Source organism: Acidimicrobiales bacterium (genome assembly GCA_035294085.1).
Lineage (GTDB): Bacteria > Actinomycetota > Acidimicrobiia > Acidimicrobiales > Bog-793 > DATGLP01.
Map to the genome: position 1 here is coordinate 97,284 of DATGLP010000023.1, position 23,959 is coordinate 121,242.

At 75.7% G+C, this 23,959-nt stretch carries 26 protein-coding genes; all 26 read left to right on the forward strand.

Features of this window, described 5'->3' with window-relative positions; genetic code table 11:
- The first annotated feature begins 21 nt into the window (after positions 1-21).
- Positions 22-4,008: a glycosyltransferase gene (locus tag VKV23_08025; GenBank protein HLI15980.1), complete on the forward strand. Its 3,987-nt coding sequence runs from the start codon at positions 22-24 to the stop codon at positions 4,006-4,008.
- Positions 4,009-4,116: 108 nt separating this feature from the next.
- Positions 4,117-4,455 (forward strand): flagellar basal body protein, encoded by a 339-nt coding sequence (locus VKV23_08030; GenBank protein HLI15981.1) that lies wholly within the window; start codon positions 4,117-4,119, stop codon positions 4,453-4,455.
- Positions 4,456-4,474: 19 nt separating this feature from the next.
- Positions 4,475-4,879 carry a flagellar basal body rod C-terminal domain-containing protein gene (locus VKV23_08035; protein HLI15982.1) on the forward strand — a complete coding sequence of 135 codons (405 nt, stop codon included), beginning with the start codon at positions 4,475-4,477 and terminating at the stop codon, positions 4,877-4,879.
- A 2-nt stretch (positions 4,880-4,881) separates the two neighbouring features.
- Positions 4,882-5,193, forward strand: a complete 312-nt coding sequence (locus tag VKV23_08040) for a flagellar hook-basal body complex protein FliE (GenBank protein ID HLI15983.1) — start codon at positions 4,882-4,884, stop codon at positions 5,191-5,193.
- A gap of 9 nt (positions 5,194-5,202) precedes the next feature.
- Positions 5,203-6,798 carry a flagellar basal-body MS-ring/collar protein FliF gene (gene fliF / locus VKV23_08045; protein HLI15984.1) on the forward strand — a complete coding sequence of 532 codons (1,596 nt, stop codon included), beginning with the start codon at positions 5,203-5,205 and terminating at the stop codon, positions 6,796-6,798.
- Complete coding sequence (fliG, locus tag VKV23_08050) at positions 6,795-7,871, forward strand: flagellar motor switch protein FliG (protein HLI15985.1); 1,077 nt, start codon at positions 6,795-6,797, stop codon at positions 7,869-7,871. Before fliF ends, fliG begins: the two co-directional genes overlap by 4 nt.
- Positions 7,868-8,443 (forward strand): FliH/SctL family protein, encoded by a 576-nt coding sequence (locus VKV23_08055; protein ID HLI15986.1) that lies wholly within the window; start codon positions 7,868-7,870, stop codon positions 8,441-8,443. Before fliG ends, VKV23_08055 begins: the two co-directional genes overlap by 4 nt.
- Positions 8,440-9,759, forward strand: coding sequence for a FliI/YscN family ATPase (locus VKV23_08060; protein ID HLI15987.1), 1,320 nt, complete (start codon positions 8,440-8,442; stop codon positions 9,757-9,759). The genes VKV23_08055 and VKV23_08060 overlap by 4 nt, the downstream gene beginning before the upstream one ends.
- Positions 9,756-10,190 carry a hypothetical protein gene (locus tag VKV23_08065; protein ID HLI15988.1) on the forward strand — a complete coding sequence of 145 codons (435 nt, stop codon included), beginning with the start codon at positions 9,756-9,758 and terminating at the stop codon, positions 10,188-10,190. Before VKV23_08060 ends, VKV23_08065 begins: the two co-directional genes overlap by 4 nt.
- On the forward strand, positions 10,187-11,188 hold the full coding sequence (locus VKV23_08070) for an NlpC/P60 family protein (protein ID HLI15989.1): 1,002 nt from the start codon (positions 10,187-10,189) through the stop codon (positions 11,186-11,188). The genes VKV23_08065 and VKV23_08070 overlap by 4 nt, the downstream gene beginning before the upstream one ends.
- Positions 11,188-12,399 carry a flagellar hook-length control protein FliK gene (locus VKV23_08075; protein HLI15990.1) on the forward strand — a complete coding sequence of 404 codons (1,212 nt, stop codon included), beginning with the start codon at positions 11,188-11,190 and terminating at the stop codon, positions 12,397-12,399. The genes VKV23_08070 and VKV23_08075 overlap by 1 nt, the downstream gene beginning before the upstream one ends.
- A gap of 8 nt (positions 12,400-12,407) precedes the next feature.
- A complete protein-coding gene (locus VKV23_08080) occupies positions 12,408-12,824 on the forward strand; it encodes a flagellar hook capping FlgD N-terminal domain-containing protein (GenBank protein ID HLI15991.1) in 417 nt (138 codons plus the stop codon).
- 51 nt (positions 12,825-12,875) lie between these two features.
- Positions 12,876-14,144: a flagellar hook protein FlgE gene (locus VKV23_08085; GenBank protein HLI15992.1), complete on the forward strand. Its 1,269-nt coding sequence runs from the start codon at positions 12,876-12,878 to the stop codon at positions 14,142-14,144.
- A gap of 158 nt (positions 14,145-14,302) precedes the next feature.
- Positions 14,303-14,590, forward strand: a complete 288-nt coding sequence (locus VKV23_08090) for a flagellar FlbD family protein (protein ID HLI15993.1) — start codon at positions 14,303-14,305, stop codon at positions 14,588-14,590.
- Positions 14,587-15,360, forward strand: coding sequence for a MotA/TolQ/ExbB proton channel family protein (locus VKV23_08095; protein ID HLI15994.1), 774 nt, complete (start codon positions 14,587-14,589; stop codon positions 15,358-15,360). Before VKV23_08090 ends, VKV23_08095 begins: the two co-directional genes overlap by 4 nt.
- Positions 15,360-16,085 carry a flagellar motor protein MotB gene (locus VKV23_08100; GenBank protein HLI15995.1) on the forward strand — a complete coding sequence of 242 codons (726 nt, stop codon included), beginning with the start codon at positions 15,360-15,362 and terminating at the stop codon, positions 16,083-16,085. Before VKV23_08095 ends, VKV23_08100 begins: the two co-directional genes overlap by 1 nt.
- Positions 16,082-16,954, forward strand: coding sequence for a flagellar motor switch protein FliM (locus tag VKV23_08105; GenBank protein HLI15996.1), 873 nt, complete (start codon positions 16,082-16,084; stop codon positions 16,952-16,954). Before VKV23_08100 ends, VKV23_08105 begins: the two co-directional genes overlap by 4 nt.
- Positions 16,951-17,262, forward strand: coding sequence for a flagellar motor switch protein FliN (gene fliN / locus VKV23_08110; GenBank protein ID HLI15997.1), 312 nt, complete (start codon positions 16,951-16,953; stop codon positions 17,260-17,262). The genes VKV23_08105 and fliN overlap by 4 nt, the downstream gene beginning before the upstream one ends.
- Positions 17,262-17,660: a flagellar biosynthetic protein FliO gene (locus VKV23_08115; protein HLI15998.1), complete on the forward strand. Its 399-nt coding sequence runs from the start codon at positions 17,262-17,264 to the stop codon at positions 17,658-17,660. The genes fliN and VKV23_08115 overlap by 1 nt, the downstream gene beginning before the upstream one ends.
- Before the next feature lie 68 nt (positions 17,661-17,728).
- On the forward strand, positions 17,729-18,412 hold the full coding sequence (gene fliP / locus VKV23_08120) for a flagellar type III secretion system pore protein FliP (GenBank protein HLI15999.1): 684 nt from the start codon (positions 17,729-17,731) through the stop codon (positions 18,410-18,412).
- Positions 18,412-18,684 carry a flagellar biosynthesis protein FliQ gene (gene fliQ / locus VKV23_08125; protein ID HLI16000.1) on the forward strand — a complete coding sequence of 91 codons (273 nt, stop codon included), beginning with the start codon at positions 18,412-18,414 and terminating at the stop codon, positions 18,682-18,684. Before fliP ends, fliQ begins: the two co-directional genes overlap by 1 nt.
- Positions 18,681-19,442 carry a flagellar biosynthetic protein FliR gene (locus VKV23_08130; protein HLI16001.1) on the forward strand — a complete coding sequence of 254 codons (762 nt, stop codon included), beginning with the start codon at positions 18,681-18,683 and terminating at the stop codon, positions 19,440-19,442. The genes fliQ and VKV23_08130 overlap by 4 nt, the downstream gene beginning before the upstream one ends.
- Positions 19,442-20,527, forward strand: a complete 1,086-nt coding sequence (locus VKV23_08135; protein ID HLI16002.1) for an EscU/YscU/HrcU family type III secretion system export apparatus switch protein — start codon at positions 19,442-19,444, stop codon at positions 20,525-20,527. Before VKV23_08130 ends, VKV23_08135 begins: the two co-directional genes overlap by 1 nt.
- Before the next feature lie 118 nt (positions 20,528-20,645).
- Positions 20,646-22,718 (forward strand): flagellar biosynthesis protein FlhA, encoded by a 2,073-nt coding sequence (flhA, locus tag VKV23_08140; GenBank protein ID HLI16003.1) that lies wholly within the window; start codon positions 20,646-20,648, stop codon positions 22,716-22,718.
- Positions 22,696-23,664, forward strand: a complete 969-nt coding sequence (locus tag VKV23_08145; GenBank protein ID HLI16004.1) for a hypothetical protein — start codon at positions 22,696-22,698, stop codon at positions 23,662-23,664. The genes flhA and VKV23_08145 overlap by 23 nt, the downstream gene beginning before the upstream one ends.
- Positions 23,661-23,957 carry a hypothetical protein gene (locus tag VKV23_08150; protein HLI16005.1) on the forward strand — a complete coding sequence of 99 codons (297 nt, stop codon included), beginning with the start codon at positions 23,661-23,663 and terminating at the stop codon, positions 23,955-23,957. The genes VKV23_08145 and VKV23_08150 overlap by 4 nt, the downstream gene beginning before the upstream one ends.
- The last annotated feature ends 2 nt before the right edge of the window (positions 23,958-23,959 follow it).

The window sequence follows — 23,959 nt, forward strand, 5'->3', positions numbered from 1 at the left end:
CGCCGGCCGTTAGCACCCGCCGTGACGTCCGAGCCCCCGGGTGCGCGCGCGAGCGGGACGGAGCCGCTCGTCTCGCTGTGCATGATCGTGAAGGACGAGGAGGGCGAGCTCGCACAGGCCCTCGCCTCGGCGACGGGCCTCGCCGACGAGGTCGTCGTCTACGACACCGGGTCGAGCGACGGGACCGTGGCGCTCGCGCGCCGCCTCGGCGCCAGGGTCGTCGAGGGCTACTGGGACGACGACTTCTCGCGGGCGCGCAACGCTGCGCTCGGCGAGTGCTCCGGCGAGTGGGTCCTGTGGCTGGACGCCGACGAGAGCGTGACCGGGGACTTCACGCGCCTACGGGAGCGCCTCGCCGCCGAAGGACGCGTCGACGCCCTCCTCGTGTCGATCGAGTCGCTCGAGGGCGCCGGGCTGTCCGGCCGGCTCGCCTTCCACGCGACGCGGCTCTTCCGGCGCCGCGCCTGCCGGTGGCTCGGCGCCCTCCACGAGCAGGTGGTCCGCCGCGCCGACGCGCAGCTCCCGGTGGCCGGCATGGCGAGCGAGGTGCGCATCCTCCACCGCGGCTACACCGCCGCCTCCCAGCTCGACCGGCGCAAGGTCGAGCGGAACCTGAAGATCGCCCGGCGCGCGCTCGACGAGCAGGGAGGCGACGGCGCCGCTCGGGCGATCGCCCTCGTCAACTACGGTCGGACGCTGTCCGCGAGCACCCGGGCCGACGAGGCGATCGCGCCGCTCGAGGAGGCGGCGGCGTGCACCGACAACCCCACCATCCGGCGCCAGGCGCTCCAGACCCTCGTGCGAGTCCAGGTCGGGCTGGGCCGCCTCGACGAGGCGCTCGCGACCGTCGACGAGCTGCGCGACCACTCGACGAGCCAGGTCACCGCGGACGTCCTCGAGGCGCGGGTGCGGCTCGAGCGCGGCGAGCTCGTCGAGGTGCTCGAGATCACCGACCGGGTGCCCTTCCTCGAGCTCGACGACGACGGGTTCGAGGGAGGGCGGAACCTCGTCGCCTGGATGCGGGCGCGCGCGCTGCGCGGCCTGGGGCGCCCGTCCGAGGCGGCCGACGCCCTCCTCGAGGGCATGCGGACGCACGGGATCCTCGACGAGCCGCTCTCGAGCGTCTGCGACCTGCTCGAGCAGGCGCGCCGCTCGCCGGCCGAGATCGCCGACCACGTCCGACCCGAGTGCGTCGCCGTCGTCGCCGCGGCCGCGACCCGCCTCGAGCCGTCCCGAGCCGACGCCGTCCTCAGCGGCCTCGCGCAGCGCTTCCCCGAGCGCGTCGAGGTCCTCGCCGCGGCGAGCGTCGTGGCCGGCGAGCTCCCCGTCGCGCGCGCCCTGTACTGGTCGGCCCGCCTGCGCGAGCGCGGACTCGCCGACCCGTGCCCGCTCGTGCGCATCGCCGGGCGCGCCGGGATCGAGCCGGTGGTGCGACTGCGCGCCGCGGCGGCCGCCTACGGTGCCTTCGCCGAGGAGCGGGTGGTCGCCGCCGCGCGCGCCGCGCTCGGCGACCTCGACGCGGCCGGACGCACCGGTGCACTCGAGGACGTCGCCCAGCTCTCGCCGGCGCTCGCGCGGCTCCTCGCGTCGGGCCGCCGGACCGCCGCGCTGCGCCTCGCCCGGGACGCGAGGCGCGCGCCCGGCTACCTCAGCTGCTCGACCGCCGACGGCGGGGACCTCGTCGCCGACCCGAGCGCGCTCCCCCTCCCCGACGGCGCCTGCCACCTCGCCGTCGTCCCCGACCTGCTCTGCGGGCTCGGCGACGACGACCTCGACGCGGCGCTCGACGAGCTGCGGCGCGTCCTCGCCGACGGCGCGCGCCTCGAGGTGCGCGTCCCCAACCTCGAGCACGTGGCGCGCCAGGTCCTCGCCGACGGCGACGTCGAGCGGGCGCTCACCGCCCTCTACGGGCCCGGACGCTTCGGGGCGCCCGACGCGCCGGGGCGCAACCGGACGGCGTTCAGCGCCTCGACGCTCGCAGCCCTCCTCGAGGGCGCCGGCTTCACCCTCGAGTCGCTCGAGGCCGGCGCCGAGCTCGTGGCGCGCGCCCGCCGGGCGGAGCTGCGCGAGCGCCGCTGCGACAGGCCGGCCCCGCTGCTGAGCGTCGCGTTCGTCGCGAGCGACGGGGACGGTGAGCGCCTCGCGGCGAGCCTGGACTCGCTCGCGAGCGAGCGCGCGGTCGCCTTCGAGCTCCTCGTCCTCGCGAACGGACCATCGGCCCGGCTGCGCAGCGTGCTCGACGCGGTCGCGCTGGACGTCTCCCGGCTCGAGAGCGAGGCACGCCTCTCCTTCGGGCGGGCGGCGAACCTCCTCGTCCGGGCCGCGCGCGCCGAGCTCGTCGTCCTCGCCGCCCCGGGTGTCGCCTTCGCGCCCGGGGCACTGGCGGCGCTCGTGCCGGCCTTCGAGGACGGCGACGTCGCGGGCGGCGCACCGCTCGTCGTCGACGCCGAGGGGGTCGTGCGCGCCACCGGGCTCGAGCTCGGCGCCGATCCCGACCGACCAGTCCTCTCGTGCCGCCCTCGCGGCGCCCTCGCCCGGCGCGACGCCGAGGCGGTCGTCGCCCCGAGCGACGTCGACGCGCTCGTGCCCGGGTGCCTCGCGCTGCGGCGCTCGGCGCTGTCGCACGCCGGCGGCTTCGGCGCCCGATACGACGAGCTCGACGCGGTCGTGGACGTCTCCCTTCGCCTGCGCGCGCTCGGCTGGCGGCTGCGCTACGTCCCGAGCGCCGTCGCGACGGCGCCCGCCCTCCCGACGGAGGTCGACGCGAGCGAGCGGCTCGCCCGGCGGTGGGCCTCGCACCCGCTCCTCCCGCGACAGGTACGCGCGCCGCTGCGCCGCAGCGAGCTCCTACCCCAGAGCACCCTCGTCGATCGGGTGATGGTGGGCAGCGGCCAGCTGCGCGTGCCGCCGCCCCGCCCCGGCGGCGTCAACCTCGTCGGCCGCTTCGACGCGTCCGGGGCTGCGAGCGGGCGCGCCCAGCGCCTCGGCGAAGCGCTCGCGTCGCTCGGGGTCGCGACCGCCCGCCTGCACTGCGGGGACGGCGCCGTGCGCCCGGTCGGCGGCGACGAGCCGCTCGCCTACGACACGACGCTGTTCTGCCTCGACCCCGCCGAGCTCTACGCCTTCCTCGCCGTCGTGGGCCTCGAGTCGCTGCGCGGGCGCTACACGATCGGCACGTGGCACTACCCCTTCGTCGAGCCCGCCGGCGACTGCGCCGGCCTCGCCCAGATGACGAACGAGCTGTGGGTGCCGAGCGAGTCGGCGCGTCGCGCCCTCGCCGCCGTGAGCGCGAAGCCCGTCCTGCGCATGCCACCGGCCATCGCCTGCCCCCGCCTTGCCGAACGCCACCGCGACGGCGCGACGTTCGTCGTCTCGGCCGTCGCGCAGCTCGGCACCGGCTCGGCCGGCGAGATCGCCCGTGCGAACCCGACGGGCGCGATCGAGGCCTTCCGCGCGGCCTTCCGCCGCGGCGAGGACGCCGTCCTCGAGCTGCGCCTCGAGGGCGACAACACGGCGCGCGCGCTCGACGCCTGCGAGGCGGCCGCGGACGGCGACCCGCGGGTTCGCCTCCTCGCCGAGCCCGAGCCCGCAGGCGCAGCGCTCGAGCGGGGCGACTGCTTCCTCGGCCTCCAGCGCGCCTCCGCCTTCGAGCACCCGATCGCCGAGGCGATGGCGGCCGGCGTCCCGGTCGTCGCCGTCGCCCACGGCGGGCCGAGCGAGTACCTGCGGTCGGACAACGCCGAGAAGGTGGCCTTCTCGCTCGCGAGGACGACGAAGGCCCATCTGCCCTACCCGATCGGGGCGCCGTGGGCGGAGCCCGACGTCGCCGACGCGGCACGTCGTCTCCGCCTCGTCTTCGACGACCCGGCGCGCGCCCGGACCAAGGCGCGGCGCGCGAGGGCCGCGATCGCGAGCCGCTACGCGCCGCGCGTCGCCCACGGGGCGATCGGCGCCCGGCTCGCGGCGATCGCCGCGGCGCTGCGCGGCGAGGTGCGCGCCGCGGGCTAAAGCCGGGCCGCCGAAGCGCCGTTAGGTGAGCGGCAACTGGGGGCGCAGGGACTGCGCCCCCGCGGCGGCCACGGACGGCCTCGTCGCTGACACCGTCTGGAGCCGCGCATGGCCGACGCACTGGAAGCGATCCGGATCCTCAACTTCGCGCTCGACGCGATCGAGCAGCGCCAGCAGGTCATCGCCAACAACGTGGCGAACGAGGCGACGCCGGGGTTCACGGCGTCGGTCGTCACCTTCGAGGGCTCCCTCGCGCACGCGCTCGCGACGGGGGGGACCGCGTCGGCGCAGATCCTGCCCGAAGCCCTCGCGCCCGGGGCGGACGGCAACAACGTCAGCCTCGCCGCGGAGCTCTCGCTCGAGAGCGCGACGAACCTCGAGAACCAGTCGGTCGCGAACTCGATCACGGGCGAGCTCACGCTGCTCCAGACGGCCATCGAGGGCTAGGCAGCGGAGGCGCCCAACGATGTCGATGTACCCGTCCATCTCCATCGCCGGCAGCGGTCTCGTCGTGGACCAGACCTGGCTCGACGTCATCGGCGGCAACGTCGCCAACGCCGACGACGTCGCGACCCCCGGCCGGCCCGTCTACCGCCCCGAGGAGGTCGTCGCCGAGGCGGTCCCCTCGGCCGACGGGGCAGGCGCCGGCGTCGCCGTCGTCGAGGTCGCCGCCTCGGGCGCGAGCGGGACGGCGACCTACGACCCGTCGAACCCGCTCGCCGACCGGCGCGGCATGGTCGTCACCCCCGCCGTCTCGATCGGGCACGAGCTCGTCGCTCTCGTCGAGGCGCAGGCGAGCTACGAGGCGAACGCCACGGTGCTCCAGCACGCCGACACGGCCTACAAGGCGATCCTCGACATCCACGCGTGACCATGGCCATCCCCCCCATCCCTGCCATCCCCCCGATCCCCTCGCCGGCCGCCCCGGGCACGCTCGCCGGCGTGCCCGGGGCGGCGACGGGAACGGCCGGCGACTTCGCGAGCGTCCTCGGCCAGGCGATCGACGGGCTGAACGCGACGGTGCAGAACGCCGACAACCTCGCCCTCGCGGGGGCGACCGGCGCGGCGAACGTCGCGGACGTGACCGTCGCGTCGACCGAGGCGCAGCTCGCCGTCGACCTCGCCACCCAGCTGCGGGACCGGGCGGTCCAGGCGTTCAACACGATCATGTCGATGAGCACCTGAGGGGCAGCCGTGGCTCTCCGCCCGCTCGACAACGCCCGCGTCTCGAGCGCGCTCGAGCGCGCCCGGCGCACCTTCGGCGCCTTCACGCCCGGCCAGAAGGCGGTGACCGGTCTCGGGCTCGTCGGCCTCGTCGTCGCCGGCCTGCTCTTCGCCTCCCGCGCCTCGGCACCGACCTACACGACGCTGTTCGCCAACCTCCAGCCCCAGAGCGCCGGCGCGGTGACCCAGAAGCTCACCGCCGACCACGTCCCCTACGAGCTCGCGGACGGCGGGACGACGGTCCTCGTGCCCCAGGCGGACGTCAACCAGGAGCGCATCAGCCTCGCCGAGGCCGGGCTGCCGTCCGGCGGGACGATCACCTTCCAGACCCTCGCCCAGACCGGGATCACCTCCTCGCAGTTCGTGCAGAACGTCGACTACCAGCAGGCGCTCGAAGGCCAGCTCGCCGGGACGATCGAGTCGATCCAGGGGGTCCAGGGCGCCCAGGTCTCCCTCGTCATGCCGGACACGACGAGCTTCGTGCTCGGCAACAGCCAGACGCCGAGCGCCTCGGTGCTCGTCGACCTGGCCGCGGGTGCGAGCCTCACGCCGGGCCAGGTGCAGGCGATCGTGCACCTCGTCGCCTCGGCCGTGCCCTCGCTCAGCCCCGACAACGTCACCGTCGTCGACAACAGCGGCGACGTGCTGTCGGCGCCGGGCGTCGACAGCTCGGCGAGCGCCGACAGCCAGCAGACGACCGCCTACGACGACGCGCTCGCCGCCTCGCTCACGGCGCTGCTCACGCGGGTCGTCGGTCCGGGCAACGCGGCCGTCGCCGTCCACGCGGTGCTCGACTTCAACCAGGTGAGCACGACGACGAACGGCCTCGAGACGGGACCCAACGGCCGGGCGCTCACCGCGACGACGAGCCAGAGCTCGACCCGCCAGACCTTCAGCGGCTCCGGCGCCCAGGCGGCCGGGGTGCTCGGGTCCACGGCACCGGTGACCCCGAGCGGCCAGTCCGGCCGCTACTCGTCCACCCAGAGCCAGGTCACGAACGCGGTGGGCCAGGTGGTCACCACCGTGAAGCAGGCGCCGGGACAGGTCGAGCGCACGTCGGTGGCCGTCCTGCTCAACGCCGGTCACCTCGGCGCCGCTCGCCTCGGCGCGATCCGCAGCCTCGTGAGCGCGGCCGCCGGCCTCGACCCGCGGCGGGGCGACTCCCTGGTCGTGAGCGCGCTCCCCTTCTCGCACCCGGCGGCGGTCCAGGCGGGCCGCCAGTCGATCCTCGCCAAGGCGCGCGCCGTCGCACCGAGCGGCGCGCTCGTCCTGCTCATCCTCGTCCTCTTCGCGCTGGCGCTGCGCTTCGCGCGCCGCAGGCGGCCGCAGTTCGAGGAGATCGACGTCTCCGCCCTCGAGCTCCCGAGCCCGGCCGCGGACGTCGACACCCGTGAGCTGCCGGCGACGCCGGCTCCCCAGGCGCTCGCACCCGCGACCGGCACCGTGCCCGCCGACGTCGGCGACTTCATCCGCACGAGCCCCGACGAGGTCGCCCAGCTGATGCGCCTGTGGGCCCAGGAGCGGCCCGGCGCGAGCGCGCAGCTCGGCGGCGGAGGTCCGCGATGAGCCAGGTCGCCGGCGACCAGCGACCCGCCGCGAGCCCTGAGCCGCCGGCGGCGGCGGGCACGGCCCGCCTCGACCAGCTGAGCGGCCGCCAGCGCGTCGCGATCGTCCTCGCCCAGCTGCCGACGGCGCACTCCGCGGCCATCTTGCGGGCGCTCGGGGACGAGGAGGCGATCGCCCTCACGACCGAGATCGCCTCGCTCCCCCCGCTCGACGAGGCCGTCGTCGCGCAGGTCGTGCGCGAGTTCGTGCAGCGCCTGCAGGCGACTCGCTCGGTGGGCCAGGGCGGCCTCGACCGGGCGCGCGCGCTGCTCACCGAGCTCGTCGGCGCCCAGCGAGCCGAGGCGGTCCTCGCCCAGCTGCGCGGCAAGGACGCCGTCGGGCCCCTCGCCTTCCTCTCGCACGCAGACCCCGCGCACGTGGTCCCGTTCCTCCTCGACGAGCACCCCCAGACGATCGCCGTCGTGCTCGCCCACCTGCCGGCGGCAGACGCCGCCCGGATCCTCAACGCGCTGCCCGCGCACTTCCGCAACGAGGTCGTGCTGCGCATCGCGCGCATGGACCGCGTGCCGCCCGAGGCCATCAGCCAGGCGGCAGGCCAGCTGGCGAGCAAGCTGCGCGGCCTCATCTCCGCCGGCAGCTCGGTGCCCGGGGGCATCCCCTCGCTCGTCGAGATCCTCAACTGCGCCGACGCCTCGACCGAGAAGCAGGTGCTCGGCGATCTCGAGGCGCGCGATCCCGAGCTCGCCGAGGCGGTCCGGGCCCGGATGTTCACCTTCGAGGACGTGCTTCGCCTCGACGACCGGACGCTGCAGCTCGTCTTCCGCTCCGTGACGATCGGCGACCTCGCCCTCGCCGTCAAGGGCGCGGGCGACGACCCGCAGGTGCGCGAGCGGATCCGCTCGAACCTCTCCGAGCGCGCCGCGGCCGAGCTCGACGAGGAGCTCGAGGTGCTCGGACCGGTGCGCCTGTCGATGGTCGACGCCGCCCAGGCGAGCATCGTGCGCGTCGTGCGCGAGCTCGAGGCCGACGGCACGATCGTCATCGCCCGGCCGACCGACGAGGTGATCGCGTGAGGACGGCGTCGGTCATCAAGGCGGGCCCCGCCCTCGACGCCGTGCGCGCCGGCGAGCTCGAGGCGTTGCCGGCGTCGAGCGCGGACGCCCGCGCGGCCGCCGTGGCCGCCGGCTACGAGGAGGGCCGTCAGCGAGCCGCCGTCGAGCTCGAGCAGGAGCGCCAGGCGCTGCGCCGGCGGGCCGACGAGGAGCTCCGGCGCGCACTCGGCGCCCTCGAGGCCGCCCACGACGAGCTGGCGGCGCGCTTTCGCCAGGCGACGCGCGACCTCGAGGACGCCGTCGCGTCGCTCGTCGTCGACATCGCCCGCGCCGTGTTGCGCCGCGAGGTCGCCTGCGGGGCCGACGCGCTCGCGCGTGCCCTGTCCCTCGCCGGGGATCGGCCCGGCGCCATCGTGCGGCTGAATCCCGCCGACCTGCCGACCGAGGCGTCGGTGCACAGCGGGCTCGAGCTGCGCGCCGATGCTTCGGTCGCCCCCGGCGGCTTCGAGCTCGAGGTCGGCGAGACGCTCGTCGACGGCCGCATCGAGACGGCGCTCGAGCGCGTCCGGGCGGTCCTCGAGGGGGCGCGATGAGGGCGCTCGTCGAGCGGCGAGGCGCGCTCCTCGCGGCCTGCCAGCCGGTCACCTACGGCCGCATCCGGCGCATGGTCGGGACCTCGATCGAGGTGGGCGGCCTCGACGCGGCGATCGGCGACTGCTGCCTGCTCCACGGCGCGACCTCGGTGGTCCCCGCCGAGGTCGTCGCCCTCGGGGAGGGCGCGGTGACCTGCCTCCCGCTCGGCGAGACGCGGGGGCTGCGCGCCGGCGCCCTCGCCGAGGCCACGGGGGGGCCGCTGCTCGCCCCGGTCGGCGACGGGCTCCTCGGGCGAGTCCTCGACGGGCTCGGACGCCCGATCGACGGCGGCGGAGCCCTCGTCGGCGTCGAGCAGGCCACCATCGACCACCCCGCCCCGCACCCCCTCCGGCGCCGCGCCGTGAGCGAGCAGCTCGCGCTCGGCGTGCGCGCCATCGACGCGATGCTCCCGTGCGGCAAGGGGCAGCGCCTCGGCATCTTCGCCGGGTCGGGCGTCGGCAAGTCCTCCCTGCTGTCGATGATCACCCGCAACACCGCAGCCGACGCCGTCGTCGTCGCGCTCGTCGGCGAGCGGGGGAGGGAGGTCGCCGAGCTCGTCGAGCGCGACCTCGCCAGCGCGCTCGAGCGCGCCGTCGTCGTCGTGGCCACCTCCGACGCCCCCGCGCTCGTGCGACTGCGAGCCGCCTTCCTCGCGACGCGCATCGCCGAGTGGTTCCGAGACCGCGGGCGGGACGTGCTGCTGCTCATGGACTCGCTGACGCGCTGCGCGATGGCGCAGCGCGAGGTCGGCCTCGCCGCCGGCGAGCCCCCGGCGACGAGGGGCTACCCGCCGAGCGTCTTCGGACTGCTCCCCCGCCTCCTCGAGCGCGCCGGCACCGACGAGCGCGGCTCGATCACCGGTCTGTACACGGTCCTCGTCGAGGGCGACGACATGAACGAGCCGATCGCCGACGCGAGCCGGTCGATCCTCGACGGCCACCTCCAGCTCTCGCGCGCCCTCGCCGAGTCCGGGCACTACCCCGCGATCGACGTGCTCGGGTCGGTCTCGCGCGTCGCCCCGGCGATCACCGACCCCTCCACGCGTGCGGCCGCGCTCGCGATCCGCCGGCTGCTCGCCGCCTACCGCGACGCCAGAGACCTCGTCGAGATCGGCGCGTACGTGCCCGGCACGAACCCGCTCGTCGACGCCGCCATCGCCGCCAAGCCCGAGATCGACCGCTTCTGCCGCCAGGGACTCGACGAGGCCTCGACGGCCGCAGAGGCGCGCGAGGGCCTCGCGCGCCTCGCCGCCTGCTACCCGGAGGCCCTGCCGTGACGGGGCGGCGCTCCCGCCTCGCGACCGTCCTGCGCGTCCGGCGCGTCGAGGAGACGCTCGCGCGCGCCCGCCTCGCCGGCGCGGCGGGACGCCTCGCGGCGGCCGCCCAGCAGGAGGCCGCCGCCGCTGCCGCCTACCGAGAGCTGCCGACGGAGCTGCCGCCGATAGGCGCGGCGGCCTTCGCCGCCTTCCGAGCGCGCGCCGCCTCCCTCGGGCGCGCCGCCTACGGCGCGTCGCAGCGCCGCCGCGCGCGCGCCGACGAGGTCGACGCGGCGCGCGCCGCGCTGCGGGCAGCCGAATCGAGGGTGGCCGTGCTCGAGCGCCGGGAGGCGGCCGGCCGTGAGGCAGCCCGGCGCCTGCTCGAGCGAGCCGACGCCGCGGCGGTCGAGGACCTCGCCGCGCACCGCCACGCGAGGAGGCCGTCCCAGTGAACGTGCAACCCCTGGGGCTCCTGCCGCCCGAGGTCGCCGCCATCGAGGCGGTGTTCGCGGCCCTCGCCGGCTCGGCCGCCGGGGGATCCCCGACCGCTCCAACCGACGCGTTCGCGATCCTCCTCGACGCGGCGAGCGCGGCGGGATCCCCGGCCTCCGGCCCGCCGAGCGGCCAGGGGGCCGCGACGCCGGGCAGCGCGAGCCCGGTCGTCGCCGAGGCAGAGCGCTTCCTCGGCGTCCCCTACCGCTGGGGCGGCGACAGCCCGGCGACCGGCTTCGACTGCTCCGGCCTCGTCCAGTACGTGTTCGCGCAGCTCGGCGTGGCGCTCCCGCGCACCTCCGAGCAGCAGGCGACGGTCGGCCAGGCCGTCCCGAACCTCGCCGCGGCCCAGCCGGGCGACCTCCTCTTCTTCGAACCGGGCGCCAACGGCGCGCCGCCGGGCGAGCCGGGCCACGTCGCGATCTACGCGGGCGACGGCGAGATGATCGCCGCGCCGCGAACCGGCGAGGTCGTCCAGCTCCAGCCGGTGCCATCCGAGCCGGTCGCCATCCGGCGCGTCCCGCTCGGCCCGGCAGCGCCCGGCGCGCCCGTCCAGATGGGGCAGGTCCTCGTACCGGCCGCGGACGCGCCGCTCGTCACGCAGGCCGCCGCGTCGGCCAAGGTGCCCGCCGCCCTGCTCGCCGCGATCCTCTACGAGGAGTCCCGCTTCGACCCGAGCGCGCGCTCGAGCGCGGGCGCCGAGGGCATCGCCCAGTTCATGCCGGCGACGGCCGCCGCCCAGGGGATCGACCCGTTCGACCCGGCCCAGGCGATCCCCGCCGCGGCGAGACTGCTCGCCGGCTACCGCGCCGCCTTCGGCAGCTGGTCGCTCGCCGTCGCCGCCTACGCGGCGGGTGGCGGCGCCGTCGAGCAGGCAGGGGGGATCCCGAACGACGGCTCGACCCCCGCCTACGTCTCCACCGTCCTCTCCCTCGCGAACCTGGCGGCGGGCAGCTGATGGGTGCGCTCCGGGCCACGCCGCCGGCCGCTGCGGCCGCTGCCCAGCGGGAGCTGGAGCGCCCCGGCGCGCACGCGCCCCACCCCGCAGGCGCCGGCCACTTCGCGGCCGTGCTCGACGGGGCCGTCCCCGCGCCCCGGCGCCGCAGCGAGCGCGCCGGTACCAGCGAGGAGGCCGGCCTCCTCGTCGCCCTCGCCGTCGCGGGGGACGCCGGCGCGGCAGCGTCGAGGGCCTCGGTCGGGGCGGCCGTCGAGCCGGACCGGCCGACCACCGACGGGGCGCGGCCACCTCGCGCCAGCGAGCTGGACCTGCGACGGCTGACCGGTGACGCGGGAGCCGCCGCCACGCCGGCGCCGGGCGAGCCGACGGCGAAGCACGCCGACGGCGCCCCGACCGAGTCCCCGGCGCGCCCGGGCGGGGGCCCGGCGGCGCCCCCGAGCGGCGGCCGGGCGGCGCCCAGCGGTCGAACGCCGCTCGAGCCCGCGTGGCACGAACCCAGACCGCCGACCGCCAGCGCCGCCGCCGCGCGCGGCGCGAGCCCGCAGCCGCCCGGGGTCCCGGCGCGCGCGCACCCGCTCGCCCCCGCGCCGAGCCAGCGGACGCCCCTTCCCGCCCACCCGGCGAGGAACGCGGCCACCCCGGCGCGACCGACCACGGCGCGGGACGCGCCAGGGGTGCGGGCGGGGCGGGCACCCGGCACGCCGAGCGAGCGGCACCGCGCCGGCGCGCCCGCCTGGCGCCTCCCCGGCGTGCCGCCCCCGGCCCCGGCCCGCACGGACCCGCCGGACGCCGCCGCGCCGCGGCGCGCGCCGAGCGGCGAGGCCCGCTCCGCGGGGCCCGCCGGTCCCCTCCTCGGCGCTCTCTCCAAGGCGCGCCCGGGAGCGAACGGCACCTTCTCCATCACGGCCTCGCTCGACCCGCCCGAGCTCGGGCGGATCGAAGCGACCGTCACCGTCCAAGGCGAGCGAGTCGAGATCGCCCTCGCGCCGGTGAGCGACGCCGGCCACGCCGCCCTCGCCGGCGCCCTCGGCGCGCTCCGGTCGCACCTCGAGTCCCAGGGCTTCGCCGTCGCCAGCCTCTCGCTCGCCGAGCCGCGAGCGCTCGCCGGACGCCGCGACCGGCAGCGCGAGGCCCCGGTCGGCGCTCGGCGGGACCCGCAGCGCCCCGGGGACGCGAGCGACCGCCCCCACGTTCTCGACCTGGTGCTCTAGGAGGAACGATGACCACCCCGATCGACGCGATCACCGCCGTCCCGAGCGCGCCGGCGACGTCCGCCGCGGCGAGCTCGCCGACGAACGCACTGCTCCAGCCGAACGAGTTCCTGACCCTCTTGATCGACAACCTGAAGTACCAGGACCCGCTCGACCCGACGAACAGCGCCCAGTTCCTCGGCCAGCTCGCCCAGCTGGCGCAGGTCGAGACGCTCCAGCAGCTGGAGACGACCGACGCGAGCGCTTCCCAGGCCGCCGAGCTCGCGAACGCCACCGCCCTCGTCGGCCGGCAGGTGAGCGGCACGGATGCCGCGGGGCACACCGTCCAGGGCGTCGTGAGCGGCGTCAGCGACTCCGCCACCGGCCCGGTGCTCGAGGTCGGGTCCTCGACGCTCGCGCTCGGCGAGGTCGCGACGGTCTCCTGAGCGCGCCCTCGAGGACGCAGGAACTGACAGCAGCACGAAGGAGGAACCGACATGACCGTCCGCTCGCTCGCCGCAGCCGACTCGGGCATCTCGACGATGCAGACGATGATCGACACGATCGGCGACAACGTCGCGAACGCCAACACGACCGGCTACAAGGCCACCACCCCCCAGTTCGAGGACGTGCTCACCGAGCAGCTCCAGCCGGCGAGCGGCGCCTCGGGGGGTCTGTCGAGCACGAACCCCGCGGCCGTCGGCGCGGGCGTCCAGGTGGCTGCGATGAACACCGACTTCAGCGAGGGCTCGATCGTCCAGACCGGCGTCCCCTCGGACGTCGCCATCCAGGGGAACGGCTTCTTCGTGATCTCGAGCGCCGGCCAGACCTACTACACGCGCGACGGCGCCTTCCAGCTCGACGTGAACGGCACGCTCGAGACCGCGAGCGGCGCGCAGGTCCTCGGCTGGGCGCCGGGGAAGCCGACGACCGGGCCGACCGGGCCGCTCTCCATCCCGGCGGGGCTCACGAGCCCGCCGCAGGAGACGGCGAACGTCACCCTCGCGGGGAACGTCGACGCCGGCGCGGCCTCCCCGGTGACGGCGACCTCGACGCTCTACGACGCCCAGGGCAACACCGTCCCCCTCACGCTCACCTTCACCCCGACGGGCAGCGCGAACCAGTGGCTCCTGCAGGCATCGCTCGCCGGCTCGAACCTGTTCGCTACCGGCGTGGTCCTCACCTTCGACTCGAGCGGCCAGCTCGCCTCGTACTCGGTGGACGGCGGTCCGACGACGCCGGTCGGGGCGGGTGGCGCGTCGGTCGCGTCGACGAGGGCGCTCCCCGCCGGCTACCAGTGGAACGAGTCGGCGATCAACTTCGTGCTGCCCGCGCCCTCGTCGCCGGCGGCGCTGACCCAGTTCGCCCAGGGCTCCACGGTCGCGGTCGGCGAGCAGGACGGCTACGGGGCGGGCACCATCGAGTCGTACTCGATCGGCGCCACCGGGACGATCACCGGTGCCTTCACCAACGGCCAGACCCAGCAGCTCGGCACGATCGCACTCGCGACCTTCACGAACCCCTCCGGCCTCGAGAACAACGGGAACCTCGAGTACCAGGAGACCGCGGCCTCCGGCCGACCCCTCGTCGGCACGGCCGGGACCGGCGGGCGGGGCACCCTGCTCGGCGGAGCGCTCGAGCAGTCGAACGTCCAGCTCGCGAGCCAGCTGACGAGCCTCATCGAGGCGCAGACCGACTACGAGGCCGACACGAAGGTGATCGCGACGACCCAGACCGTCCTCCAGGCCCTCGTGACGAACGCGTGAGCAGGCCAGGCACGGCTGGGGGACCCCGTTGCACCTCCACCAGCTAAAGCGAGCGGCGCTCGACGTCGTTAGGCAGGCACGGCCGGCGCTCGCTGTGCGCTCGGCCGCCCGAGGAGAGGCGCCGGATCGCCCCGATCCGGACCGGAGGCGCTCAGGGCGTGATCGTCGTTACGAAGCTCGACGGCAAGCGGATGGCGCTCAGCACCGACCGGATCGAGCGCGTCGAGCACAACGACACCTCCGACTCGACGAACATCCACCTCATCGGGGGGTCCACGCTCATCGTGGCCGACCCGGTCGACGAGGTCGTCGAGCGGATCGGCGAGGCGAAGGCGCGCACGATCGCCCGGGCGTTCCTCCTCGCCGACGAGATGGCACGCGAGCGCGACCACCCAGCACGGGCCTCGGCGCTGCGCGTGCTGCACGACGGCGAGGAGGTGCCGTGACCCCCGCCGGCATCGTCCTCGCGCTCGCCGCGCTCTTCGTCGCGATGGTGATGGGGGGCGGCAAGCCAGCCTCGATCATCGACGTGTCCTCGCTCATCCTCGTCTTCGGCGGGACGATCGGCGCCACGCTCGCCGGGATGACGCGCAAGGAGGCACGCCGGCTCCCGCGCGTGCTCGCGGTGGCGATGCGCAGACAGCGCGGCCGCGACCCCGTAGCGTTCACGAACCACCTCCTCGAGCTGGCGCGCGAGGCGCGCACCGGCGGGATGAAGGTCATCGAGGCGGAGCTGCCCGAGGCGAAGAGCGACCCGTTCACCCGCACCGGCGTCGAGCTCATCGCCACGACCTCCGACCCCGAGCGCGTGCGCGCCGTCCTCGAGGCCGAGGTGCTCGGGATGCTCGAGCGCCACCGCGCCGGCTACAAGGCCTTCCAGGACATGGCCGGCTTCGCGCCGACGATCGGCATCCTCGGGACCGTCGTCGGCCTCGTGCACGTCCTCGGCAGCCTGACCTCGCCCGGCCGCCTCGGCCCGGCGATCGCAACCGCCTTCACCGCGACCCTGTGGGGCGTGCTGTCGGCGAACATCTTCTGGCTGCCGATCGCCAACAAGCTGAGGCACCTCTCGCAGAACGAGCAGGCGTACAAGGAGCTCGTCATCGAGGGCCTGCTCGCCGTCCAGGAGGGACTGTCCGGCCCGCAGCTTCGCGACCGGCTCGAGCCCTTCCTCGCCCCGCACGAGCGCCCCTCCGAGCGCGCGGAGGCGGCGTGATGCGACGGACGCCCGAGCCCGGCCACGAGGGCCCCGCCGGCATGGAGCGGTGGCTGCTCACCTACTCGGACATGATCACGCTGCTCCTCGTGCTCTTCATCGTCCTCTACGCCCTGTCGAGCCTCAACCACGTGAAGTACGCGCAGTTCGAGCGGGGGGTCGCGACGTCGTTCAACGACGGCCCCGCCCAGCCGTCCTCGGCGCGCACGCGCCCGAGCCCGACCACCGGGCGCGAGGAGGTGCTCGCCGGCGAGGCCTCGCTGCGGCGCCTCGAGGCGGAGCTGCGCGCCGCGCTGCGGCGCGCCGGGCTGCTCCAGGACACGACGATCTCGATCGGCCCCCTCGGCCTCACGGTGGGGCTCGTGACCGAGAAGACCTTCTACTCGATCGACTCGGCGTCCCTGTCGACCCTCGGCGACCGCATCGTCGACGTCGCGGCGCACGTGCTCCGCCGCTACCGCAACCCGATCAGCGTCGACGGCTACACCGACAACGAGCCGATCCTCGGGGGGCCGTTCCAGACGAACTGGCAGCTGTCCGCCCAGCGCGCGGTGAACGTCGTCCAGCGTCTCCAGGCCGACCGAGTCCGGCCGAGCCAGCTGTACGCCGTGGGCTTCGGCCAGTACCACCCGAGCGTGCCGAACAACTCGGCGCGCCACCGCGCCGAGAACCGGCGCGTCGACATCGTCGTCTCGCGCCCCGGCCAGAAGGTGACCATCTCGTGAGCCCGATCCGCTCCCACGACTTCCGCCACGCCGAGACCATCGACCGCGCCTACCTGCGCACCTTGAACGCGATCTTCGACGCGTTCGCCCGCCACGCCTCGATCGACCTGTCGACCCAGACGCGCCACGCCTGCGAGCTCGCCTTCGAGTCCCTCGCGGAGCGACCGTGGCGCGACGCCGGCCTCCTCGTCGGCGAGCGGCCCTACGTCGTGACGTTCGGCGCGCACCCGCTCCCCGGGCAGGGCGCGCTCATCCTGCCCGTCGAGGCGGCGATGCGCATCCTCGAGCTGCGCCTCGGCGGCGGCGACAGCGCCCCCTACGACGGGCACCTCGAGCCGACCGAGACCGACTACGGCCTGCTCGGCCCCGTCTTCCAGAGCCTGCTCGACGAGCTCGCCCGGTCGATGGCGCGCGCCGTCCCCATCCACGCCAGGGTGGTCAACCAGGAGAGCAGCCTCCAGTTCGTCCAGTTCGCGAGCCCCGCCGAGATGTGCCTGTGGGCGAGCTTCAGCCTCCACACCGGTGGCGACGAGCCGGCCGCCTGCCAGGTGTGCCTGCCCTTCCCCGCCGTTCGCCAGCTCGTCGACCTCCTGCGCGAGGCCAGCCGACCCCCCGAGGACACCGGCGGCGACGCGATCGCGCAGGCCGTGCTGCGCGTCCCGATCGAGGTCCGCCTCGAGGTCCCCCCCGTCGAGCTCGCGCCCCTCGAGGCTGCCGCCCTCCAGCCGGGAGACGTCGTGCCCCTCCACCACCCGAAGGACCGCCCCTTCGACGTGCGCGCCGGCAACGTCCTCGTCGCGCGGGCGCGGCCCGGGCGCGTCGGCTCGAAGGTCGTCTGCTCGATCGTCGAGGAGGTGAGCCCCGCGTGAGCGTTCCGTTCGAGGAGCCGGGGGAGGCCGAGGTCGTGCTCGGCGGCGACGAGGCCTGGGAGCGCAGGCTGGCGCGCCTGAGCGACGTGCCGCTGCGCATCTCGGTGCAGATCGGCCAGACGAAGCTGCCCATCGCCCAGGTGCTCCAGCTGCGCGAGGGGCACGTGATCGAGCTCGACCGCCAGGTCGGCGCGCCGGTCGACGTCGTCGCCAACGAGCACGTCGTCATCGCCCGCGGCGAGGTCGTCGAGGTCGACGACGAGTACGGGGTGCGGATCACCGAGATCGTCGCCGGAGCGCTCGAGTAGTGGCCACCTTCTCCCTGTTCGTGCGCATGCTCGTGGCGCTCGGCGTCACCCTCGGTCTCCTCTACGCGGTGGCGCGCGTCGCCCGGGCGGCGCAGGGCCGGGGCCTCGGGCGCCGCCACGAGCGCGCGCGCTCGCCGGCCCGCCGGCCACCGATCGAGGTCCTCGCCCGGCGCGCCCTGTCGCGCTCGAGCGGCATCTCGATCGTGCGCGTCGGCAGGCGCGTCTTCGTCCTCGCCACGGCCCACGAGCGCGTCGAGTGCCTCGGCGAGCTCCAGCCGGGCGAGCTCGAGGAACAGCTCGGCCAGAGCCCGCCAGGGACGGCGGGCTCGGAGGATCGCCTCCCCTCAGCATGGGACGCTGCCATCTCGACGCTCAGGGAGCTGACCGTCCGGCGCTAGCCGGGCGGCGCTCGGAGAAGGCGCCCGATGCCACGACACGACGACGCCTCGCCCGCGGCGGGTCCCCGGTGAGCCCCCTCGCGCTCGCCGGGCCGAGCCCGTCGGTCACGATCGACCTGAGGGGCCTGCACAGCCCCTCGACGTCGATCCTCGTCGTCGTGGCGCTCACCCTGCTCTCGGTGGCGCCCTCGCTGCTCGTCCTGCTCACCGGGTTCACCCGGATCTTCATCGTGCTCGGCCTGACGCGCAACGCCCTCGGCCTCCAGTCGATCCCGCCGAACCAGGTGCTGGCGGGGATCGCCCTGTTCCTCTCCCTCTTCGTCATGGCCCCGGTGCTCTCGCAGATCAACCACGACGCCGTCCAGCCCTACCTGCACGGCAAGGTCGACGCCACGACGGCCATCAAGGCGGCCGAGACGCCACTGAAGTCGTGGATGCTGCGCCAGACGCGTGCGAACGAGCTCGCCCTGTTCCGCTCGGCCGCGCACGAGCACGGCTCGCCGGCGTCGCTGCCGATGACGACGGTCGTGCCCGCCTTCGTGCTCTCGGAGGTGGAGAGCGCCTTCGTCATCGGCTTCGTCGTGTTCATCCCCTTTATGGTGATCGACCTCGTCGTCTCGTCGGTCCTCATGTCGATGGGGATGTTCATGCTGCCCCCCACCCTCGTCTCGCTCCCCTTCAAGATCCTCCTGTTCGTGCTCGTCGACGGCTGGGCGCTCGTGGTGCACACCTTGCTGTCGAGCTTCCACTGATGAGCTCCGCGACGGCCGTCAACCTCCTCGCCCAGGCGATCGTCCTCGTGGTGAAGCTCGCCGGGCCGGTCCTCGTCGCGACGCTCGTCGTCGGCCTCACCATCTCCCTCGTCCAGGCCGTCACCTCGGTGCAGGAGTTCACCCTCACCTTCCTGCCGAAGCTCGTCGCGGTGGCCGCCATCCTCGCCGTCTCGGGCCACTGGATGGTGAGCCAGCTCGTCGACTACACGGACCAGCTCTTCCGCTCGATCCCCGCGCTCCTCGGTTCGTGACGCTCAACCTCGACGCCGTCGCGCTCGTCGCCTTCCTCCTCGCGCTCGTGCGCGCCACCGCCTTCCTCCTCGCCTGCCCACCCTTCGCCGGGAGCGCCATCCCGCTCGCGGCGCGCGCCGCGCTCGCGGGCGGCCTCGCCCTCGCGGCCGTCGGGCCGGCCTCGCGCTCCCCGCTGCCGGCCAGCACCGCCGGCCTCGTCGGCGCCCTCCTCGTCCAGGTGCTCGTCGGCGCGGCGATGGGCTTCGTCGTCCAGCTCTTCGTCGGGGCGCTCCGGTCCGCTGGCGTGCTCGTCGACCAGTTCTCCGGGCTCAACCTGCCCCCCGCGCTCGACCCGCTCGGCCTCGACCAGACGCCGGTCATCGGCCAGTGCTACGAGTGGCTGGCGACGGTCCTCGTCTTCTCCAGCGGCGCCGTCCTCCTCCTCGTCCGGGGGTTCCTCACGAGCTTCCAGGTGGTCTCGACACGGCTGCCCGGTGCCGACGTCGCGCGCCTGCCCGCGGTGCTCGGCGCCGACCTCGTCGGCTTCTTCGCCGCGTCCGCCGAGGTGGCGGCGCCGGTCGTCGCCGTGCTCCTCGCCGCACAGCTCCTCCTCGGCCTGCTCGCCAAGGCAGCGCCCCAGACGAACGTCTACGCGCTCGGCTTCGGCCTCCAGCTCCTCGTCGGCCTGAGCGTCCTCGCCGTCTCGCTCGCCGGCGTGCCGGCGGACCTCACGAACCTCCTCGGACGAGGCCTCGCCCAGCTCTTCGGAGGCGGCTGATGGCAGCCGGCGAGGTGCGCAGCGAGAGGCCCACGCCCAAGCGCCGGTCGGAGGCCCGGCGCCAGGGGCGCGTCGCGCGCTCGGCCGAGCTCGCCTCCTGGCTCACGCTGCTCGTCCTCGCCTGGGCGCTGCCGGCCCTCGGCGGCCGCGCCTGGTCCCTCGCGGCGGGGCTCGCCGCGAGCCTGACCGCGGCGGCCGGAGCTGCGGACCCGGGCCAGGCGCTCGCGCTCCTCGCCCGAGGCCTGTGGACCTTCCTCGCGGCGAGCCTCCCGATCGTCGCCGCGGTCGCTGCGGCCGGCCTCGCGGCGAACCTGGCGCAGGTCGGCTTCCACCTGTCGCCGGGGGCGCTCGGCTTCCGCCTCGTGCGCGTCAGCCCGAGCGCGGGGCTGCGGCGGATCGCCTCGAGCGCGGGGCTCTTCGGCCTGGCGCTCGGCGCGGCCCGCCTCGCGCTGCTCGCCGCCGCCGGCTACGCGACCGTGCGCCGCCTGGTCGCCGAGCTGCTCGCCCCCGGCACCCTCCCACTCGCCACGACCGTCACGCTCGGGGGGGCCGGCCTGCTCGCACTGGTGCGCGAGGTCGCGGTCGCCGCCCTCGTCCTCGCCTTCGCCGACTACGCCTTCCAGCGGCACCGCCACCAGGCGTCGCTCAAGATGACCAGGGAGGAGGTGCGGCGCGAGGCGCGCGAGACGGAGCTCGCCCCCGAGGTGCGACGCGCGCTGCGCCGCCGGCGACGGGGTCTCACGCGCCTGCAGCTGCTCGCCGCGGCGGCGAACGCCGACGTCGTGGTCGTGAACCCGACCCACTACGCCGCCGCGCTCGCCTACGACCGCACGCGCGACGTCGCCCCCCGCCTCGTCGCCAAGGGCGCCGACGAGCTCGCGCTCGCCCTCAAGGCCGCGGCCGTCGAGCACGGGGTGGCGGTCGTCGAGGACCGAGGGCTCGCGCGGGCGCTGCACGACGCGTGCGAGGTGGGCGACCTCGTCCCCCCGCGGCTGTACGAGGCGGTGGCCCGCCTCCTCGCCTTCGTCTACCGGCTCTCGCCCGCAGCGCGCGCCCTCGTCGAGGTCCACCACCTCGCCGCCTAGCGCCGCCGGACTCAACACCGCGGGTGCCGCGGCCGTTAGCACCGTGAGCCAGGACGGCGGTTGAGGTCACGGAGCGACCTTCGAGCGCGGCGGCGGACGCCGCCGGGAGGCGAGGAGCGTGGCCGGGATCGCAGTCGCCCGACGCGGCGCAGCGCCGTCGAACGCGAGGGTGCTCGCGGTGCCGATCGCCGTCGTCGCCGTCGTCGTGATGCTCGTCATCCCGCTCCCGACGATCCTCCTCGACCTCCTCATCACGGCCAACATCACGGCGTCGCTCCTCGTGCTGCTCACCGCGATGCACGTGCGGCGCCCGCTCGAGTTCTCGGTGTTCCCGACGCTGCTGCTCGTGCTCACCGTCTTCCGCCTCGCCCTCAACGTCTCGGCGACGCGCCTCGTCCTGCTCCACGGCTACGCGGGGGTGGTCATCCAGAGCTTCGGCCACTTCGTCGTCGGCGGCCAGCTGCTCGTCGGCCTCGTGGTCTTCCTCATCCTCATCGTCATCCAGTTCGTCGTGATCACGAACGGCGCCGGTCGCGTCGCGGAGGTGGCCGCGCGCTTCACCCTGGACGCCATGCCCGGCAAGCAGATGTCGGTCGACGCCGACCTCGCGTCGGGGCTCATCAACCAGGACCAGGCGCGCGAGCGGCGACGGGAGATCGCCGACGAGGCCGACTTCTACGGGGCGATGGACGGCGCCTCGAAGTTCGTGCGCGGCGACGCCGTCGCGGCGATCGTCATCACCGCGGTGAACCTGCTCGGTGGCCTCGCCGTCGGCGTGCTCCAGCACCACGACTCGCTGTCGGCGGCCGTGTCGACCTACAGCCTGCTCTCGGTGGGCGACGGCCTCGTCTCGCAGATCCCCGCCCTCCTGCTGTCGCTGTCGACGGGGATCATCGTCACCCGGGCAGCCGGCGAGGACGACCTCGCGTCGAACGTCGTCGGTCAGCTCGCGCGCCACCGGCGCGTGGTGCGCACCGCGGCCGTGGTGATCGGCCTGCTCGCCCTCGTCCCCGGCCTGCCGACGCTGCCGTTCGCGCTCGTCGGCGTGGCGCTCTACCTCCTCGGCGGCCGCCTCCCGGCGGACCCGACCCCCGAGCAGCCCGTCCCGGCCGCGGCCCCCGCCCCGGCGTCCGACGACTCGCCGGGCCAGCTCGCCCGGCGCTCCAAGGTGCTGCCCCTCGAGCTCGAGCTCGGCGTGGAGCTCGTCGCCCTCGCCGATCGCGCCCGTGGCGGCGATCTGCTCGACCGGGTCCAGGCGCTGCGCCGCAACATGGTGGAGGAGATCGGCATCGTCATCCCGCCGGTGCACGCGCGGGACAACGACCGACTGGCGCCGAGCGAGTACGCCATCAAGGTCCACGGCGTCGTCGTCGGCACGGGGACGCTGCCACGGGGCAAGCTCCTCGCGCTCGGCGCGGGCCTCGGCCTCGTCCCCGGGGAGGAGACGCGCGACCCGGCCTTCGGCGGCCCGGCGAAGTGGATCGGCCCGGAGGTGCGCCACCGCGCCCTCGCCGCGGGGGCGACGGTCGTCGAGCGCTCGGCGGTCGTCACGACCCACCTCGCCGAGGTCGTGCGCCGCCACGCCGGGAGCCTGGTGTCGCGCCAGGACGTGCGGGTGCTCCTCGACGCCGTGAAGGCGGACCACCCCGCGGTCCTCGAGGAGCTCACCGCGGCCGGCCTCACCCTCGGCTCGGTCCAGGGCGTCCTGCGCGGGCTGCTCGACGAGGGCGTGCCGGTGCGGGACCTCGTGCGCATCCTCGAGGCGATCACCGACCAGGCCGCGAGCGCGCGAGACCCCGACAGCCTGCTCGAGGCGGCGCGCCTCGCGCTCGGGCCCACGATCGCGGCGTCGCTCGCCCGCCGAGGGGTGGTCTCGGCCATCACCCTCGAGCCCGTCCTCGAGCAGTCCCTCGTCGCCGCGCTGCAGGTCGGCGAGCGCGGGCGGGTCATCGCTCGCCCGGCCGAGGAGCTCGACGCCCTCGTCGCCGACATCGAGCGCCACGTCGGCGCCGCCGAGGGGCGTGGGAAGGAGCCGGTCCTCGTGTGCTCGAGCCGGCTGCGCCCGGCGCTGCGCCGGCTGCTGGCGGCGCGCCTGCCGCACCTGCCGGTGCTCGGGGCGTCGGAGATCGCGTCGCAGGTGTCCGTCGAGACGATCGGGGTGGTGAGCCGTGCCGAACCTGCTGCGGTTTGAGGGGCCGACGAAGGAGGCTGCGGCGGCGAAGCTCTTCGCCGCCCTCGGCGAGGGCGCGAGGATCGTGCGCGCCGGCAGGGAGCGCTCCGGCGGCGTGCTCGGCTTCTTCCAGCGCGAGGTCTTCGTCCTCGAGGCGGAGCCGCCCGCCGAGCGCGCCGGGACGGTCCTCGCGCCGCTCGCCGCGGCCGTCGAGCGCACCGAGGACACGCTCGCCACGAGCGCCGGCGGCGCCTTCGAGAGCGCCTTCAGCGAGGTCCTCGAGGAGGCCGAGGAGGCGCTGGCGGCGGCCGCGGCCGCACCGGCCGGCGAGGCGCGCCGGCCGCTCGAGGCGTTCCGCCGCCTCGGACTCGCCGAGGCGCTCTGCCCGCTCGAGGGCGAGGCCGTCGGCGAGAGCCTCCTCGCGCGCCTCTCCCGCCTCGAGCGTCCGCCGGAGCTGCCGACCCGGCCCGGATCGGTCGTCGTGGTCGTCGGCGCGCCGGCCGGCGCGCTGCGCCTCGCGCGCCTCGTGCGCGCGCGCCTCGCGCCCGGCGACGCGCCCGTCCTCACCGTCGCCCCCCGACCGAGGCGCGGCCCCGCCGACGAGGCGATCGCGGACCCGCTCGACGCGGCGACGGCCGTCGCGGCGCGGCGCATCGCCCGCCAGCCGTGCGTCGTCGCCGTGGCGGCGAGGACGCCCGACCACGACTTCGTGGCCGACGTCGTCGCCGGGGTCGTGCCCGACGCCTGCTGGGCGGTGCTCCCCGCCTCCTGCGACGAGGCCACGATCGAGGCGCTGGCGGCTGCGACGGGCGGGATCGACGCCCTGTCCATCTACGGCCTCGACGAGGCGACCCAGCCGGCGCGCCACGTCGGCGGGGCGCTGCCCCTCGCCTACGTGGAGTTCCACGCCGCCACGCCGCTCCTGCTCGCCGCGTACCTGGCGGAGCTGGCGGGGGTGGACTGGTGACGCGGCGCCAGCTCGTGACCTTCGCCGCGGACGTCGCCCGGCTCGGACCGCTCGTCGCCCTCGGCTTCGCCGTGGCGGTCAACGTCGAGAACCTCGCCCACGTCCTCGACGCGCAGCTCAGCGTGGCGGCGGCCCTCTGGCGCTTCGCGCTGGCGCTCGCCCTCGGACTCGGCGCCGTGCGCCTGCTGACGCGCGTCCTCCTCGCCTACGCCCGCCAGGCCGCCGGGCGCGAGGAGGACGGCATGGAGGCAGCGCGCGGACCCGCCTCCACTCCGCGGCGCGCCGGCCGTTAGGA